The 17485-nt window shown below is 47.0% G+C and carries 20 protein-coding genes; all 20 read right to left on the reverse strand.

The genetic code is table 11. The features are described from left to right. Positions 1 to 213 precede the first annotated feature (213 nt). The gene (locus tag ACESZP_RS01000; RefSeq protein ID WP_227338530.1) at positions 214 to 474 is read right to left on the reverse strand and encodes a DUF6273 domain-containing protein; all 261 of its coding nucleotides are present in this window, start codon (positions 472 to 474) and stop codon (positions 214 to 216) included. Beyond that, positions 392 to 1009 carry a hypothetical protein gene (locus tag ACESZP_RS01005; RefSeq protein WP_147600838.1) on the reverse strand — a complete coding sequence of 206 codons (618 nt, stop codon included), beginning with the start codon at positions 1007 to 1009 and terminating at the stop codon, positions 392 to 394. Before ACESZP_RS01005 ends, ACESZP_RS01000 begins: the two co-directional genes overlap by 83 nt. 56 nt (positions 1010 to 1065) lie before the next feature. Then, on the reverse strand, positions 1066 to 1995 hold the full coding sequence (locus ACESZP_RS01010; RefSeq protein ID WP_499707745.1) for a DUF6273 domain-containing protein: 930 nt from the start codon (positions 1993 to 1995) through the stop codon (positions 1066 to 1068). Positions 1996 to 2006: 11 nt separating this feature from the next. Then, complete coding sequence (locus tag ACESZP_RS01015; protein ID WP_499707746.1) at positions 2007 to 2948, reverse strand: hypothetical protein; 942 nt, start codon at positions 2946 to 2948, stop codon at positions 2007 to 2009. Positions 2949 to 2951: 3 nt separating this feature from the next. Continuing rightward, a complete protein-coding gene (locus tag ACESZP_RS01020) occupies positions 2952 to 4043 on the reverse strand; it encodes a siphovirus ReqiPepy6 Gp37-like family protein (RefSeq protein WP_227338533.1) in 1092 nt (363 codons plus the stop codon). A gap of 2 nt (positions 4044 to 4045) precedes the next feature. Next, complete coding sequence (locus ACESZP_RS01025; RefSeq protein ID WP_227338534.1) at positions 4046 to 4978, reverse strand: phage distal tail protein; 933 nt, start codon at positions 4976 to 4978, stop codon at positions 4046 to 4048. Further along, positions 4978 to 8523, reverse strand: a complete 3546-nt coding sequence (locus ACESZP_RS01030; RefSeq protein ID WP_499707747.1) for a phage tail tape measure protein — start codon at positions 8521 to 8523, stop codon at positions 4978 to 4980. The genes ACESZP_RS01025 and ACESZP_RS01030 overlap by 1 nt, the downstream gene beginning before the upstream one ends. Positions 8524 to 8763: 240 nt before the next feature. Continuing rightward, positions 8764 to 9363 carry a bacteriophage Gp15 family protein gene (locus ACESZP_RS01035; RefSeq protein ID WP_499707748.1) on the reverse strand — a complete coding sequence of 200 codons (600 nt, stop codon included), beginning with the start codon at positions 9361 to 9363 and terminating at the stop codon, positions 8764 to 8766. Continuing rightward, complete coding sequence (locus ACESZP_RS01040) at positions 9363 to 9782, reverse strand: DUF6673 family protein (RefSeq protein ID WP_499707749.1); 420 nt, start codon at positions 9780 to 9782, stop codon at positions 9363 to 9365. The genes ACESZP_RS01035 and ACESZP_RS01040 overlap by 1 nt, the downstream gene beginning before the upstream one ends. Positions 9783 to 9849: 67 nt before the next feature. Beyond that, a complete protein-coding gene (locus tag ACESZP_RS01045) occupies positions 9850 to 10365 on the reverse strand; it encodes a hypothetical protein (RefSeq protein WP_499707750.1) in 516 nt (171 codons plus the stop codon). 2 nt (positions 10366 to 10367) lie between these two features. Then, positions 10368 to 10799 carry a hypothetical protein gene (locus tag ACESZP_RS01050; protein ID WP_499707751.1) on the reverse strand — a complete coding sequence of 144 codons (432 nt, stop codon included), beginning with the start codon at positions 10797 to 10799 and terminating at the stop codon, positions 10368 to 10370. Positions 10800 to 10811: 12 nt separating this feature from the next. Continuing rightward, positions 10812 to 11201 (reverse strand): hypothetical protein, encoded by a 390-nt coding sequence (locus ACESZP_RS01055; protein ID WP_499707752.1) that lies wholly within the window; start codon positions 11199 to 11201, stop codon positions 10812 to 10814. Beyond that, on the reverse strand, positions 11201 to 11623 hold the full coding sequence (locus ACESZP_RS01060; RefSeq protein ID WP_499707753.1) for a DUF6751 family protein: 423 nt from the start codon (positions 11621 to 11623) through the stop codon (positions 11201 to 11203). Before ACESZP_RS01060 ends, ACESZP_RS01055 begins: the two co-directional genes overlap by 1 nt. Beyond that, positions 11607 to 12011: a hypothetical protein gene (locus ACESZP_RS01065; protein ID WP_499707754.1), complete on the reverse strand. Its 405-nt coding sequence runs from the start codon at positions 12009 to 12011 to the stop codon at positions 11607 to 11609. Before ACESZP_RS01065 ends, ACESZP_RS01060 begins: the two co-directional genes overlap by 17 nt. 18 nt (positions 12012 to 12029) lie before the next feature. Next, complete coding sequence (locus tag ACESZP_RS01070; protein ID WP_499707755.1) at positions 12030 to 12410, reverse strand: hypothetical protein; 381 nt, start codon at positions 12408 to 12410, stop codon at positions 12030 to 12032. 70 nt (positions 12411 to 12480) lie between these two features. After that, a complete protein-coding gene (locus ACESZP_RS01075; protein WP_499707756.1) occupies positions 12481 to 13380 on the reverse strand; it encodes a hypothetical protein in 900 nt (299 codons plus the stop codon). A gap of 14 nt (positions 13381 to 13394) precedes the next feature. Then, entirely contained in the window at positions 13395 to 14087 is a 693-nt protein-coding gene (locus tag ACESZP_RS01080; RefSeq protein WP_499707757.1) for a phage scaffolding protein, read from the reverse strand. A 357-nt stretch (positions 14088 to 14444) separates the two neighbouring features. After that, on the reverse strand, positions 14445 to 14756 hold the full coding sequence (locus ACESZP_RS01085) for a DUF4406 domain-containing protein (RefSeq protein WP_147600855.1): 312 nt from the start codon (positions 14754 to 14756) through the stop codon (positions 14445 to 14447). Between the two features lie 14 nt (positions 14757 to 14770). After that, the gene (locus ACESZP_RS01090) at positions 14771 to 16036 is read right to left on the reverse strand and encodes a phage minor capsid protein (RefSeq protein ID WP_499707758.1); all 1266 of its coding nucleotides are present in this window, start codon (positions 16034 to 16036) and stop codon (positions 14771 to 14773) included. Between the two features lie 11 nt (positions 16037 to 16047). Then, positions 16048 to 17481, reverse strand: coding sequence for a phage portal protein (locus ACESZP_RS01095; protein ID WP_499707759.1), 1434 nt, complete (start codon positions 17479 to 17481; stop codon positions 16048 to 16050). Positions 17482 to 17485: the final 4 nt, after the last annotated feature.

Consider the following 17485-nt stretch of genomic DNA (forward strand, 5'->3'; position numbering starts at 1 on the left):
CTTGTACAGATTGTGTGCTTACTCTATCTGCGTAATAAGACCAGCCATGAAACATGAGGATAAGCACAGACCTCATGCCATGCAAGCAGCGTCCGACTGCTTATATCAAGCAAGAGCCATTCTCCGGGCATAAGAGAACAGCTGAGCAAATTCACCCTTTCGGGACGGTTATTTTCTCCTTCCGAGATACAGCGGAACGGTTCACAAACCTAATCATAGTCCGCCGTCACAGAATCCAGGGGCTACGCCAAACGAGTTGGATGCGTTGTTGTTGTTGGCATTGCCGTTGTTGTTGACATTGCAGAAGTTGGTGGTGTTGCTGGCGTTCGGAGATGCCAACCACCAGTTCGTACGAGAACCACGTACAGAAAATAACCTCAAAAACAGCCTGTTACGGCTGGTTTTTGCACTTTGATGGTTTTTGTTTTTGGTTTCCCTCCTGTTGTTTGTCCAGGCGTTTAGCAATTTTACCATTCGCCTTTCTCCATCCTTTCAAAAGGGCAACCTCTTTGTCTATCATATCCACATACCGGAGTAGTTTATTTGCATCGGCCGGCAGTACCTCGATGATATACTGTAATTCCTGGAGCATCTTTTCACATGCTCCGATTGCTGCTGTCTGATAGTCTCGCCTCACTTCCAGCTCATGCAGATTTATCGGGTAAATACTGTTTGCATCCGTGATATTATCAATAAGCTGTTTCAGCAAATCCATCATTTCATCCCGGAACCGGAAAACCAGCCAGTATGGATATTCCGATACAACGTCACGAGTGCGGATTTCTTCTTGCATCCGGGTGTACTTGTTGAAAAACAATTCCATTTTCGGGTACTCTTGGACTATCTTTACTCGCAATTCATCATCCGGGAAATTCTTTGATCTGACTGCATCCCTATTTTTTACACCAAAATCCCGTAATAGGTTCTGGGTAATCTCTTTACGTAGCTTTATCGCCGTATGGTAAAATTCCAGCTCTGACGTACCTCTATTATTTTTCAATACGCTCATTTACTTTATTCCTCCTCCATCTTCCAACCGCCCCACAAGGGGGCGAGATTGGAAGATTAAGCGATTATGAAGCCAGGGGCTACGCCAAACGAGCCGGATGCGTAGTTGTAGCTGGCATCGCCGTTGAGGCTGACAACGCAGAAGTAGGTGGTGCTGCTGGCGTCCGGAGATGCCAACCACCAGGTCGTACGAGAACCACGCTCCGCTGCTCCTTTGCCAAGTCCCTTAACAATGTGTCTGTATGAGTGAGCAAAAATAGGAAGCTGGATGCCTCCGCCATCATAGCCATCGGACCAGTTATTTCTTCCGAACGCCTCTGTTTCCTGGAGCAACCAAAGTTTTCTCGAAGCCCACGCCCAGGTTCCTTTGTTGTTTTCCAGTCGGCGTACTTCTTTCATAACAGCTCTCAGATCTGCCGGGAGCGTGTTATAAATGGTCGTGTTTACTGTAGCTGTAAGAGCTGCCGCCGCTGTACCTCCGGTATTCGTATTGCTGGAGTTCATCTGATACGTAGTCTTCAGGCAATCCCTGAACGTAAAATAGAGATGCGGTTCTGTCAGAATAGCCGTATCTCCTACGTTCATGTACGTATTAAATCCAGACAGATCAACTCTCGCTTCCTCTCCGGTAGACAGAACAATGTCTTTGTAATCCCCGATATGCAATCCGGAAAAATCCTCTGTCTTGATCTTTGCCCGGAGTTCCGCCCATGACATTTCAATCTCTTTTCCAGCACTATACGTAGCCGCTCCGAGAAGAAGATCATTCATAGAATCAAAGGCCTCTTTAATAACCGGACCATCAGGGATATTCCCAGGTTCTGTGATGTCGATACTCTGCACCACCGTAGGTATGCCGAGTGTTGCTTTGACCGCCTGGCACAAATCCTCATAAGTGATTTTTTTTGTGCCATTTTCCGTGTTTACAATCAGCAAGCTCCCGGCCGGGACGTCTGTGATTGCAGGTAATTCACCGATTTTTTTCATTGTGTTCCTCCTTAAATGATTTGATACTGCCAAAAGGCAGCTATAACTTCACCATCATCGGTAGCAAGCTCCTCGCCTCCTGCCGTTGCAAGTGCAGTTTCCATTTCGCCGCTTTCTACAATCTGCTCCAAACGCTGGATTCTTTCCTCGTGATCGTCCAGCTGGAGTTGCAGATGCCCGGCAACATCCTCTGAAAGCTGGTCTTTTACGTTGTCGAACCATTCCCGGAATTGTTTTTCAGAGCTTTTTTCAAATGCAGTAAGCTGGTTCACAATATCCAGGAGCTGATTATTGCCGGAAGTTTCGAGTTTTGCCAGGTACGCTTCCATCTGCTTAACAAATTCCTCGTAAGAGGTATTCGACCGGTCAACAAATTCGTCATAAAACCGGTACAGTTGCTTAAAAAATACGGAGGTGTCCAGGTGGTCGATAACCTGGGTAACAACTCCGCATACACTACTGTCATATCTGGTATCTGTAATATTTGCCTGTGTGATAACAGTCTGGTTTGAATTTACCAGAACTGTTGCCAGGCATAACTCGTAATAATCCCCCGATGCCGGCTGTAAAAGCTCCGGCGGTACCGGGTTCGCATCTGGTGTTCCCTCTTTTACGATGATTTCACACAATCTGAGTAGATAGTTTGCTCTCAAAACTACCCTGTCAATGCGTTTATAGCTTGTAGGAGCTTTTGAAAGCGTAATTGTGTATTCTTGTGTGTCTGCCGCAAATCTACCTCGAATTATGCCAAATCCAGGGCGGACTATCAGGTTCATCCCATCCCCGGCTACTACCTGGAAACAGTCTGCCGGATCTGCCAGGACACCATCGCTAATAATTTTTGAAATAAACATCGCCAAAAAATCGGAGGATTCAGCTCTATCAAAGATAGGCATACCCTCCTCGTCATAGCCGTTTATTTCAGAATCAAAATAACCGTATCTCAGTGACACTCTTTACACCTCCCTTTTGATAAGCTGTTGTACTGTTGATACTTCATCAGTTCCAAAGGTCACAGCCAACTCAGTAGCCGCTCCCTCGTAAGTCTCCATTACCTCCGTGATACGTTTATCCGTTGCAATATTGACTTCTGTGTTTATATAGGTGCAGTAGTCTCCCAGGTCAAAATCCTTTTTATAGACAAGGTTCGCCTGGTAATCTACACCACTGTTTATGGTCTCTACCATCCGGTACTCTGCCAGTTTTTCTCTGCCCCTCTGGTCGAGTTGCTGCTTGTAGGTCTCCAGAGGAATCTCGTTACCGTCCTCGTCCTTTTGCTGTAAATCCCTGGCATCAACCCAGATTTCTTTTCTTTCCTCTCCGGGTAGACGAGCATCAACCGTGATGATGATCCGGTCGGAACCCTCGCCAGCTCCGGCAACATAGGCAAAGTTCTTATAGGAACTGCGGTTGCGGTTGTAAACTACATTCCGGATATTGTAGAAAGAATTAGAAAAGATAGCCCAGCTGTTTTCCTCCTGGCTATCTCTCCTGTCAACGCCTTGCCATACCTCAAATGCGAGGTCATTCGTTAGGAAATCGTACCTTATCCGGTGGCTGATTTCCTTTGTGTTGCCAATTTCGTACAGCTTTTCACTTACGTTGTCTCCGGTAGCCTGCATATTGATATTCCCGGATATGCCTGTGAGGCTTCCCAGCTTCAAATGAGCCACTTTTCTGTCTGCATCGGTAGGATTTATAGCCGAAGTATCAGCAAGCCTCCTCATGGCTTCCTCAACGTTTCCGCTTAGGGTTATTGTCCCGGCTATTACTCTGTCTGTCAGGAGCTTTTCTGCAAAATTGCCTTTTGCATAGGCTTCTCTGGCTCCATTTTCATCCTGGGAGTAATTTACTTCATCAATCACGCCCAGCTCCTTTGCATCGTTCCGGTACAGATACTGTCCTGCGTTCAGAAGCGGAAAATACTCTTTTGACGTATAAAGTTCAAAACACCCCAGCTTTTCATACCGTCTCGCCCAGATCAATGTCCGGAAAAGAGGTATGCTACCCAGGGTTTCAAAATCTTTGTCCAAAACAATAAGTTGCATAATCACACCCCCAGATAGAACGGAGTATAGAACAGCTTAACGTCCAGGTTTGTGTAGTTTTCATCAGCATCGTACTCCAGATAGTTATTTCCTACTTCAAGCAGGAACGGCGTTGATAATCTGTCGATTTTCTGGTATACGTTTACGCCATTCAGCTCAATAACCTGGTGTCTGGTGTTCGTATCAACCAGAAGAATGTCTCCCTGGTTCATGGCTACCTTAACTCTCATAAACTTGCCGTTTTCCCCACTCTTTGTCCGTACCAGCGTAATTTTAGGGTTTGTGACCGGGCCTCTTTCGGCAATAAATTGTATCTGCAATCCGGTCGGCACGTGTCCATCATTCGGAAGCAGAACCTCTTTTGAAAGCGTTCTATACCCGGTAATGTTCCCACCGAGGCACAGTCCTTTGTATGGATCCGGAACTACTACTTTCTTCTTCAGGCACCGCCACGGGAAAGCTATCAATTTACTGATGTTCGCCATGTTCTGGCCGAAGTTGTCAATATTTTTCATCATCGGATCCGGGCACATGAGATCTACAACGATAGAGAGCTGGTTAAATACGTTACTTTTTGCAACGAAATCCCAGCCCTCCAGTTCGTACTCGATATTTCTTTTTGTGCCGCTATGGTCTATTGTCATTTTCCCGGTGTATTTTGGATTGAAAAACTTAATAATCCGCTGCCGGTTTGTCTCGTTATTCCGGTCGTCTCTCAGAGTTGCCTCTATGTGGATGGGGCGTTTTTTTATACGCTTTCCATCCACTGAGGAACCGTCAACAAGTGCGTTGTCTGTGGTGCTGATTTCAAGCTCTGATGCTTCCAGACCGGTAATTTTGGTTATACCGAACTCTCTTTTCTCTCCGGATCCGGACTTACCAAAAGTAAGAGCCATTCCGTTACATTCGAGAGTAAAGTCTATATAATTTGCCACTATTTCACACCTCCTAACAATTTCCTTGCTGCTTCTCTCTGAGCCTTTGATACCTCACTCGGCGTTGCCACCGGTGTATGGTAGTTATTTTCCTGCTCGATATGCTCGTCAATATAGGTATCTCCACCTGTCGGCATCTCGGTATCAGCTGTATGCTCTGCCTGAGCTTTGGAGCGAACCGTTATTTTTCCGGTTTCCACATCGACTGCCGCCTGCATGTGTTCCGCCAGCTTCGCCATTTCCTCGTCTGTCTGGTCGTACAGTTCGGGCATTTCTTCCTCAATGCCCTCTCCAACACCAGGAGGAATCCAGCGACCTACCTCTTTTTTCATTACCCTTGACGGGGAATTGATGTCCAGGGCATCCTTTACACCGTCTACGATTCCGGAGAAGAAACTCTTGACATCGCTTACGAATTTATCCTTTGCACTGCAAATTCCGCTCCAGACACCGTTCACGATGTTCACTCCGACTTCTTTCATTTTTTCTGGTAAAGAAGAAACCCCATCAATTACGGCGTTCACGAGGGATTGAGCCGCCTCGACACCTTTATTCTTCAGGTCGATCGCCCACTGCCCGACTTTCGTTACCGTGTTTACCAGCCAAGTCCAGATTTTACCCGGTAATTGCTGGAACCAGCTCGTTACGCTGTTAATTGCATTTGTGGCAGCCGTGGTCATTGTGGAGTATAAGTTCTGCCCCCACTGAATTACGTTATTGACGGTATTTACCAGCCAAGTCCAGATACGTCCCGGAAGTTGTGAAAACCAGTTTATAACCGAATTAACGGCGTTTGTGGCAGCCGTGGTTATCGTGGCGTACATATTCTGACCCCAGGCGATGATATTATTTACCACGCCTACGAGCCAAGTCCAGATTCTTCCTGGAAGCTGGGCGAACCAGTCTACAACGCTTTGTATGATTTTGGGAAGTTCGGTTGTTACCCAGTCTTTTACGTTGATACCCCACTGGATAATCGTGCCTATGGCTGTACCGAGTGCGTACCCGATTTTGTAAGGTAGCTGAGAGAACCAGTCTCCGACCGCCGATATAGCTTCACTTACGAAAGTTGTGATGTTCGTGTAAAGTTCTGAACCCCACTCAGAAATCGCCGTTATGGTATTTGTCAGCCAGGTTGAAATTCGCCCAGGAAGTTCCTGGAACCAGGCTACGACAGAATCCACTACCTCACCGATTTTGTCAGGTATTCCCTTGAAGAAATCGACAATTTGCGTCCAGTGGTCTTTGATTACCACAACCAGGGTGGCTACTGCGGCTACGATTCCGGCTACGACTGCGGCTACCAAAGCAGGTGCGCCGAGAATTACAGCACCTACGGCAGCTATAACAGTTCCGATCACCATCAGAGCTTCTTTTACCCAGCTGAAACCGTCTTTGAGCATACCAAAGAAGTTCGTTACCGCCATGACGGTTCCGCCAATTACAGCTCCTATTCCGGCTATGGTAGGACCTATGCTGGAAATAAGGCCTGCTATCTTTGAAATAGCCGGACCTACAACTGCACCTATCTTTGTAAATATTCCAGATATGGTGCTTACAAGTGTACCGAATGAACCAGTTACCTTTGTTACGATTCCGGCGAGTTTTGGGAACTCCAGGGCAAGAACTTCACTGAATGTTCCGGCTCCTCCGGATAATAACTGGAATCCCTCTACCACTTTCGGTACTATGCCTATGATGCTTCTGGCAGTTTTTCCAAAACCACCAAGTACGCTCAGGAGGCTCTTAACTCCTCCGACTACCTCAGAAGCTACTTTCAGCGCCGCTACGGATGCGGCTATGGTTCCGATTGCTTTGCCAAGTGCCTCCATGGTTTCCGGGTCTGCTCCATCAAGAGCAGAGAAGATATTACTCAGGGCATCTACGACAGTCTGGGCTATCGGTGCCAGTGTGGATGCGAAACCATCAAATAATCCACTTAAAAAAGCTCCCAGACCTGGGAACTCCTGTTCAATTCCTGTTATAAATCCCTGGACGATCTGCTTTCCTACCTCGATGATCTGAGGCAGATTTTCAATGACCGCACTTGCCAGGTATGATACTATTTTTGCCGCCGATTCTCCGATGGACGGAGCATATTCTACGAGGGCGGAACCAAATTGCGACAACGCATCTTTCGCTGATTCTATCAGCTGTGGCATGTTGTCCGCCAATCCAGAAAGGACCTCAGCCAGCAACGCCACTCCGGTACTCCAGAGTAATCCTGTGTTTTCAATCAGGGCTGAGCCGAGGGATGTTACTATATCTACTCCTGCAGAAGCAATTTTCGGTAGATTGTTATTTATGCCAGTCAAGAACGACTGGATCATGTCGGAAGCTACGTCTATCAAATCCGGGGCTGCCGATGCGGCTTTCTCTACGATCTGGGCGAAAATATCCCCGACCGTAGTAACAACTTCATCCAGTCCACCGTTATCAAACGCATCCTGGAGTTGCTGTACCATGTTCTGGGCTTCTTTTACAACCTCTTTCAGCGGAGCTTCCATGTTCTCATACAGAGAAATACCAAGCCCCTCTAATCCTGATTTTAGGATTGTGATCTGACCTTGCAGGTTGTCGTTCATGGTGTCAGCCATTCTCTTTGCTGCACCGTCACATGAATAAATAGCATCGGACAGTTTATCAAAATCATCATCGGAAGCATTTACAATAGCAAGCAGGCCAGACATCGCTTCTTGTCCGCCAAGAGCAGCTGCCATTTCTGCCGCCTCAGCCTCCGACAGACCAGCGAAACCTTTTCTCAGATCTCCCATCACTTCATTAAGCGATTTCATGTTGCCGTTGCTGTCTGTCAGCGATACTTTCAGCTTGTCCATGGCTCCCTGAACCTCTTTGGTCGGTTTTGCCATGCGTGACATGATGGAACGTAAAGAAGTACCTGCCTGGCTTGCCTTAATTCCGGAGTTTGCCATAAGCCCGATTGCAAGGGCCGTATCTTCCGCCGTATATCCTAAAGCACCAGCTACCGGGGCTACGTACTTGAACGTCTCTCCCATCATTCCAACGTTAGTATTAGCGTTGGAAGATGCCTGTGCCAATACATCCGCAAAGTGTGTGGAATCCTCTGCGGACAACCCGAACGCCGTTAAGGCATCGGTAACAATATCTGAGGTGGTCGCCAAGTCCTCGCCGGATGCGGCTGCCAGGTTCATTATACCCTCTAAGCCGTTCAGCATATCATCTGTTTTCCAGCCAGCCATAGCCATGTACTGCAAAGCATCCGCCGATTCGGAAGCACTGAACTTGGTAGTTGCACCCATTTCCTTTGCCTTGTCGGTTAATGCTTTCAGATCATCGCCCGTAGCTCCTGAGATAGCCGCTACTTTTGACATGGAAGCCTCGAAATCAGAGCCAACCTTTACTGAGGCTGCACCGATAGCTCCTATTGCAGTTGCGGTTCCGGCCAGGATGGCACCTGTCGCCTTTAAGCCCTTTTCGGCTATGCTTCCTATTCCGTCTATCCCGGATTGAAAGCCTTTACTGTCAATACTTGTATCAAATTTTAGTGTGCCATCATAAGCCAACGTTCTCACCTCTCTTTCGGGCTTGAAATCATCGGCTCATAATGGCACTACTTGATCTGTTTTCCGTGTTTAATTTTTACTTCAAAAACGGAGTGACAGTTTCTCCCTTTGCAAGAAACCATCACCCCGGTACATTCTGCCTTATCTGAAAAGAAAATAGGCATCTTGTAATTGCAGTCCGGGCACTCTACCCGGTTCATTTTATTTTTTTCTATTTTCTCAATAGTTACCGCCTCCCTACTACAGCACACCTCTAAGGTCTCCACCTTTCAGGAGAGCTTTTTCGATCTCTGCCAGCTTTTCGTCCTCGTTTCCAGGATTCGGCAAAGCGTACAGCCTTTTCATTTTCCGGTAGAACGACTGCTGTTCTTTTGGCATGTCACTCTTTATCTCGATGCTCCGGTATTCCATGATTTTGACAAATTCATTTTGATTTGTCAGGGAGTTAAACATGGCTCTGAATTTCCACCAATGCATGTACTCTATGTCCTGGAGGTCAATGCTGTACTGTGTCATAAAAGCGGCATAGATATAATCATCGTCATACTCGAATGAGTAAACCCTGGTCTTTCCTTTTTTCGCACTCAGCTTCTTACGCTGTGGGTTCTCCTCTTTGCCGCATTTGTAAAACCACAGCATAGCCTTTGTTGCTTCCTGGAGATTCCCAGGAATAACCGGAAAAAATAGATTCAGGGCTTTCGCTGCCTTATCCTTTGGGTCTATGCTTGCATCCTGCATAAGCATTTCAAACAGGATTGCTATGCGGAAGTCGGTACGTATCTCGCACTTCTCTCCGCATACTGCAACGCTCTCCGGTAGGGCATCAACCAGAATGTTCATTAGTGGTGTTTACCTTTGTTACCGTGGTATGCGGCGTTTCTGTTGAAATTCTTGCTGTTCTGCTTCTCAGACTGTCTCCGTTCAGCTCTGTTCGGGCTGTACTTCTCTGTGAGGGCTTTAAGTTCTCCGTTACAACTCATGGCAGCACCAGCCACAGAAGCAAAAGCCTCCATGTGGTCTTTGATATTGTTTTTGCCACCAAACAGCTCCTCAGAAGTTCCGTTACCAAACACTTCATCGAAGAAATCATTCACGATACCACACTGGATTCTCAAAGAATCAGCCGTTGTCTTTCCATCGTATTGTGTAGGTTCCTGGATTCTTTCCTTTACTCTGAGGTTTTCTTTTTCGTACTTCTCCAGAAGATCAGCATCGAAGAAATCATACTCCAGCTCTTTTCCTAATACCACTATTCTCATAAATCGTACCTCCTATGGATTGAATGCTAATAATAAAACAAAAGACCGCTTTTTAGGCGGTCTCGTGTTATACTCCTGTTCCTGCGCTCGCTGTTGCGGCAGTAAAGGTCTTTGTCTTTGTGTTAAAAGTACCGTCAATCGGATCACCTACTGCGTTGAGGTTTCCGGAAACCTGGATGTCTGTATCGCCAGATACCTCGGAAATCTCTGCGGAAACGATAAACTTTCTTGCAGAAAATTCGTTTTCCTTGCCCTTTTTCGGCTCCCAGAGTTCAACTCTGACATACTCAAATTCTGCTTCGGAACCTGTGTAGTGATTTCTACCGACATTGTACAGTGCCAGGATAGGCTCCTGTTCCGGGATCAGATCGGATTCAAACGGGAACACCGTCTCATATCCGGTTACGGACTTGGACGATGCCTTTTCATTTACGTACTTCTTAGATTCTGTCTGGGCTCCAGGCTCCTCATTTAACGATGTGAAACCTACGCCCATGAGACAATAGTTTGGTGTGTCTGCCGTCTGAGTGTTCAGATAGTCGGCAAACTGATGTCTTTTGACAACATTTCTGCTTGTTTCCATGTTCATGCCTCCTTAAAATATAATAATCTTAACTGTATCTGATACCGGGCGTTTGTCATTGATCCATCAAACAAATACCCAGATGATACTACTTCGAGTTGCTGAGCTTCCATTCCGTCCGGAAGTTCCGGGAGAACCCCTGACATGCTCTTGGTTTCCACCCAGTCTGCAAGTCGCTCATAAAATGCGCTGTTCTGGATGTTCTGCAGGCGTTCCTGACTGTAAAATTCCCTGGATCCAAAAGCAAAAAGGTATTGCCGGACGGTACTTCCTCCGAGATACCTCTTTACAACCGGATCGCAAGGCAGAACCTCAATGGTGTATTCCACCGGCTTTTCCCCCAGGAAGTCAACCCTTAAAGCCCCGTCTTTCAGCAATTCGCACCCTATGAAATACTTTTCCAGTGCATCAATAATAGAATCTGCTTTTGCCATATCAAACCTCCGTTACATGAGTTTCTTTGCCCCGGAAAGTATGTCTTTCTTGTAGGCAACTTTCATTCTCTCGAACCATTTGGCTCCTCTGTTTGCATCATACGGTCTGCTCGTTGCCGTATCATAATACTGGGTTCTGGCATACGGGGCGATGTATTGAACATTTCCGCTCCCGATTACCGTCCCCAGCTTTCCGGATTTGTCCAGCATACCGGTCTGAAAAGGAACCATGGCACTACAGTACCTCAGCACCTCGCTGTCAACAAACTTCTGAGCCCTTGTGAAGTTCTGCGATTTCTGAGGTGCAAAGTTTGGATTCCAGCTAAGCTCTGCCTTTACAGCTCCGCTTTTCGTGGTTGTCCGTATAATCTGCCCTCTTGGTGTTGTTACAGTGATTGCCACTACTCACCACCTACTCTCCAGTGCCTCATGCTCGAAGAACCTCTGCTCCTGTTGTCTGTAAAATTCCTAACAAAAATCACTTCCGGATATGACTGTCTCAGCTCCGTTTCTGTTGCTGTCTCCAGGTCAACCAGCCCTTGGACAATGATTGCTCCAGGCTGCAACGTCCAGTAGCCGGAGAAAACCTTATCATCCAGTTCCAAATACGCTTTCTGATCTGCGTATTTCTTCCCGGATGTGTCAGCATCTGCTGGAATCCGGATTGTGTAGGCATCGCTTTTCGACAGCTCCTTGCTTCCGGATGATGTACCTTTCCTGGAATAAAAGCTAACCCCTCTGATTTGTGTGCCATAGAACCTTTCTGTGCGTTCGGTTCTGTCATACCGCTTATTGAAAACGGTAATGTCACTGTTCACAATCATACTTTCTCGATACTCCTTTGTATAATAAGCCGGTATTTTCCAGGTAAATGCTGGCCTCTTGATACATTAAAGCCACTCTGCCAGATGCTCCGGTTGTGTTCCCGGAATCTGCGTAAGTGACAGCATACCCATCCGAATTTTCCGACTTAACTCCTGGCGTTTTTTTCTCCTCCTGGTAATCAATTTCAGCCATCGCACAGATAGCATCCTTTACCATGTCCGGAATTTCAGGGAGCCGCTTAACCCTGTCAAAAGAGATTCTATGTAAAACAGCCTCGGCACGTTTTTCGCACGCATCGAAGCTGTCCTGTGGTATTTTATTACCGCCGTATGTTTCAGAGTAGTAGTTGTAGTCCACGTATGGACTTGTTATAGCCTCTTGGAGCATTATAAATCACTCTCCCTATTATTTGGTTGCCTGTTTACCGGAATCAGCCTGTTTGCCAGCCTCAGAACCTCCGGTTGCCTGTTTGGTTTCCTTGGTCTTTGCAGTAGCCTCTTTCAGCTTAGCCTCCAGGTCGGTAACCTGTTCTTTCAGCTTTGCGTTTTCCGCTTCCATAGCCTCGATCTTCTTGTCGGCGTTCTCTGCGTACTCAGTAGCCTCTTTCAGCTTAGCCTCCAGGTCGGTAACCTGGGCCTTTAATGTTTCAGCCTCTTTTTCCGCATTGTGAGGCTCAGCCACAACCTTGTCATTCATATCGGTAATCTTGTAACCAAGTGCGATATAAGCATCCTTTTTTTCATCAGGGATGCGGATAACTCTGTTTGCTTTTCTTGCTTTTAACATATTTTCCTCCATTCCGTGACAAAGGGAGCCATAACAGGCTCCCGTCACTTTAATCATTATTTACCAGCTCTTACGCATGAGGTGTAATGTTGAATGCGATTGCATCAACCTTGTTGGGAAGCAGGAACACATCCTCGAAAGATTCCTCGAAGTAGTCCCACTTGCCCTCGGAACCAGCAGAAGGCGGATCCAGCTGTGCGAACTCGTAGTTGATAGGAGTAATGACTGCCAGAGGATGAACCAGACACATGTTGATCTGGTCTGCGGCAGTGTCTACCTTCCATCCCTCCGTGAAGTCATACGCCGTTTTCATCATGTCGGACGGTACGCTGTCAGGGATTTCTACCTCGTCAATGGAAGTGATTGCTCTCTTAACTGCCTCGGAACGCTTGCTTACGTCAAGGGTCTTGACAATCTGCTTTGCGTTGGTAATGAGGGTTCTGGTATCAGGTGTTACGTACAGAATACGACCAGCTCTCGGAACTCTCTTGTTGTCCATGTAGGTCATCATGGCATCGAATACCTCCAGAACGTTGTCTGTGGTAAGAACGGTCTTGTCTGCTGTTTTTCCGGCTCCTGTGTAGTCCGCATACAGCTTGGAAATCAGGTAACAGTTCATTTCAGGAAATTTCTGCTCCTCGTTGAATACCCTGGTAATGTTTGCGATGCTCGCTACCTGGTTGGTCTCCTGGATGTCACGAGGATGTACCAGAGTAGACCATGTTCTGTGGTTGGTAACCTGCAGAGGTGTCCAGGAGTTGTTGTAGTTACGTTTCTTCTCGCCGATAGTATCTCTGTTACCATCGGTACGACCGGTCGTTGTGATTGTAGGAACCTCGATCACGTTGGAGTTTACCCAGCGGTAACGACCGTTGTTAGGTGTGTTGAAAAGGGCTCCGAAGTAGAGAACATAAGGGAACTCCTGCTCCAGTGCCTGCTGATACTGTTTTGCGTAGTTTAATGCTGCCATTCTTTAGATCCTCCTTATTTGTTGTTTTCCGGCTGTCTTAAACGGGTAAAGCCCATGTTCAGGAACGGATTCTGATTTCCACCGTTTCCACCAGCGCCACCAGTGCCTCCATTGGTTCCGGCTGCGAAATGAGGCTGAGTACCCTGTCCTCCGGCTCCGCTTCCTCCCTGGTCTCCCTGACCGCCATTGTTGTTGTCCTCGATAACGAACGCACCCTTGTAATCGTCACTCTCCATGAGTGCTTTCATGTAGGCATTAGCATCCGCTCCGAACTGACCGTTTTCCAGTGCGTAGTTCTTTTTCTCAAACTCTGCTCTGATACCGGCCTGTGCCGCTTTGGAAGTGTACTTATAGCCAGATAAGAACATATCCGTCTGATGGGAACGTTCCTGGGCTGTTAGCTTGTCTTTCAAGTCCTGGGTGTCCTTGTTGTACTTGTCCTCCCATTCCTTTGTGACCTTATCCACATCCGCTCCCTTGTCTTTGAGGGACTGGATTGTGGTATTGGCATCCGTGAGCTGCTGTTTCACTCCGGTAAGCTCCGTCTCTTTTGCTCTGAACTTATCCTCGGCAACGTAACCACCATCCGCCAGGTTTACGATTTTCAGGTTTTTATCGCCTTTGATCTTTTCCTCCAGCTGTTCATAGGTCAGTGCCTCCGGCTGTCCGTCTACAGTTCCAAAAAGTTTCTTCAAAAATTCGTACATGGTGTACCTCCTTAATTCGCTGATTTTGTTTATATGCCGGTTCACTCCGGCTCTGCTATCATGGGATATATCCGCCCATGACCGGAAATTTGAACAGTTTATGTGCCGTGTCCAGGGCAAGCCGAGTAGTTTATATGCCATTCCTCCAGGGCGAATAAAAACGGGAAGTCTCCAGAAAAGGAAACCACCCGGTTTTAACTGTGAAATATTTTGTTGTAGGTTGCTTTGTGGATGCGTGATAAGCCCGTGGAGGCTTTATTTCCGCTTCCGTGATAATTTGTTACTTAAACCAGGCAAAATGCCTGAATGAGCCTGTCATTTAACCCATGACTGGGAGATAGCAGGATCACCTCCTCCCTACTTCTCTGTGTAATCCTCGATAACCTCGATGCCGTACTCGATAGCACACTGGTTTTCAATTCTACAGCCTCTTGCATCTTCCCATCCTTTGGCGAAGTATGCAATATCAGCTGTAGACAGCAACTCCAGGGATTTTCCCAGGAACCAGAGCGGTCTCGCATCCGCCGGAGCGTTCTGGAAGAATGAATCAATCACTTCTACCGGTTCTCCAAGGTTTCTCTCTGCACTTTCAATAGCCTTTTTTCTCTCGGCAAGGATTTCTTCATCCGTTTTGCCTCTCATGGGCTGTGAAATAAACAGTTTCTTCATTTTGGTTTTACCTCCTATCTTGATTTTTTATTAGCCCAGACAGCTTTCTGGCTGACTGATCTACCAAAATTAACAATTCTGCCGGAATCATCCTTTACGGCATACACCTGGGTTCTGGCAGAATCGACCGGTCTCCCGGTCTGTTTGCAGAAATCTTTCATTTCCGCTTCTATCTTTTTCAGTTTTACACTCTCTGCAGCAAATTCCTCTTTCATGGAGTTTTCGAGAGTAGCGTTTGGAGCCGCCTTTATAGCAGCATCATATCCAGCCAGGATCGTCTTTGATTCCCGGATTGACCTTTCGTAAGCTCTCTGTTTCTGGGTACATTCGTACTCGTCCAGGATCTGCTTTTCTCCTGATGGTGTTTTGTAGGTGTGCTTTCTGTTCGAGTACCCGGACAATGTAGCTTCACTGTATGCCGGCTTTGAAAGTCCAGGAAAGAACATGTGAAAGCTGTGTCTGCAATTCCATCCGCACAAGCCTCCTCCGGTTCCGTACCCGGTAGCCTCCTCAAATTGCCGGTACCTATGGTCTTTCCCAGATATACAGAAAACCTGTCCTTGCCAGCTCTCATGGTTCAGATAACCGGCTCCGGTATTCCTGGCTCCTACGTGGGCGGATGTCTCGTAATAATCACAGCCCATATCATCGGCGTACATTTCTGTAAGTTGTCCGGCTGTCTGGTTTACTCCGGTTAATAAGGACCGGCGAATAGCGACATCCAGTTTTGAGCTGTGACCGTTGGAATAATAAACCTTGCTTCCCTCGATTGCTGCCGCTCTGACTGCCTGTTTTATGGCTTCCTGATATGGAAAAGCCCCGGAAGTTACCTGCATGTATGCCATGTTGGTAGATTCCAGGTACAAGCTCTGTGATGCAACAGCTGTTGTTCCGGTTAGGTTGTTCAGGTTCCCTTGTGTTTTCTCGATTGCCGCCGCTAAAGTCTGCATCATGGCTGGGGAAGTATTCAGCGTGACCGGAGTTTGTCCAGCCTCGGTAACGAATCTGCTCTCATATTCCAGGGAAGCTACCCCGGCATCATTGAAAAGCTCTTTCACGTAGGCATCTGAAAAACCTGTTATACTTGCAACCTCATGTGTGATCTCGTCCATGAGTTTCCCGGCTTCCTGGACCTGTTTAATCTGCCATTTTGCAGAATCGGTCACGGTTCCGGTTTTTGCAATTCTCCGGGCGATGTCCTCAACAATCTTAATATTGAGTTCATCATAGATACCAAGAACGCTGTCAGCACACGCCTCCAGATATTCAGGTGTCAGCATGGCAGCACCTCCTATTCTTCAGGAGGATAATTCCCAGCTGGTGCTTCTGGTATCATTTCTTTTGCTTCCTCCTCGGAGCATCCGAAGTACCACGCATAAAACTTTTCCAGCTTGTACTTGCCAGCCAGTACCATAGCCCACCGTCTCTGATATTCTTTGTCTGTGTCCTCCAGAACCCCGTCTCCCCATGTGGTAGCCTTTTCTGTGCCTCCGGCTGGAGCCAGGTTGTAGAGTGTGCATAAAACATCCATGGCGTAAATGAGAGCATCAAAGCCGTTATCCCAGGCACTCTGTATTCTGGAGACTACAGTATATGATCGCTGTTTCGATGTCCTTATCTCCTCAGCCGTCTTTTCAATGTCCTGCGGATCAGAAATTGTACCGTATGACAGTCCGACCAAAAATTCGATACGCTGGAAGTATTTGTTCAAGCCCTTAAACAACGGGTCTGACCTTATCTCCGGAGCGTACTCTTTCAGGAAAGATTCCTTGCTTTCAAAGTCAAAAGCACGGTACAGCCTCTCTCTACCAGTCGGTAGGATTGGCTTACCGCTCTTATCGCTGTCGAACATATCAGCTGATGCGTGGATTGCTGCCTCTGTAGCATCGTATTCCCAGAGAATCCGGGAAAACTGTCTGTCTGCCTGTTCGATTACCTCTGTGGCTCTGGAATAAACCGAAGTTCCTAACGGAGAGTTTGGATCCAGGTTATTTGCTCTTGGCATCTTGATATAAACGAACAACGGCTTTTCAACGTTGTTGATTACCACCGGTTCCTCAGATAGAGAAGCCCATTCCTCAACTTCACTCAGGGGAACAGGCGTTTGATACGGGTGCTGTACGCTGATGAAATCATCATCCGGAGCCTGACCCGTCAATCTCTCGGAACGGAAAGCCTTGTTTACGATGGTGTAGTCTGTCCCGTTCAGATTGTGGCTCTCTAACCGTGTGTATACGTAGTCGCCTTGTCTCTTGCTGTCCACGAATACAGCTCCGGTAATCTCTTTGTTGCTGTTGTAGGCAGTAGGAAAAACCCTATCCGCCTGCGTGAAATCAATATCAATAGTTCCTCCTGTGGAAATGAACGGCTTTAAGCAGATGCCGCCTTTCGCACAGAAAAGCTCCATGTGATCGCTGAGGTTTACCAGGTTATTCTTCAGCTGTTTATTCAGGTAATCAGCCCTTGCACTTCCCGTCAGCTTTATACTGAACTCAGTGAGTACAAGTCGTGCCATTTCCTCTGAAATTGCTGCCGGAAGATTAAGCGGTATAACACCAGCATCTCCACCTCTCCAGGGTGGATTGTTTTCGTACATCATGGACCACAGCTCTATGCCTCTATCCATGACTGCCGATGTAGCGATTGAAATATTCAACCGCTTCTCGATGTTTGATTTAGGTATCATTTTACTTAACGCCTTTCTGAAAAAATCTATTACTGCCAATGCT

This window comes from Candidatus Dorea massiliensis AP6, from assembly GCF_964245105.1.
Classification (GTDB): domain Bacteria; phylum Bacillota; class Clostridia; order Lachnospirales; family Lachnospiraceae; genus Laedolimicola; species Laedolimicola intestinihominis.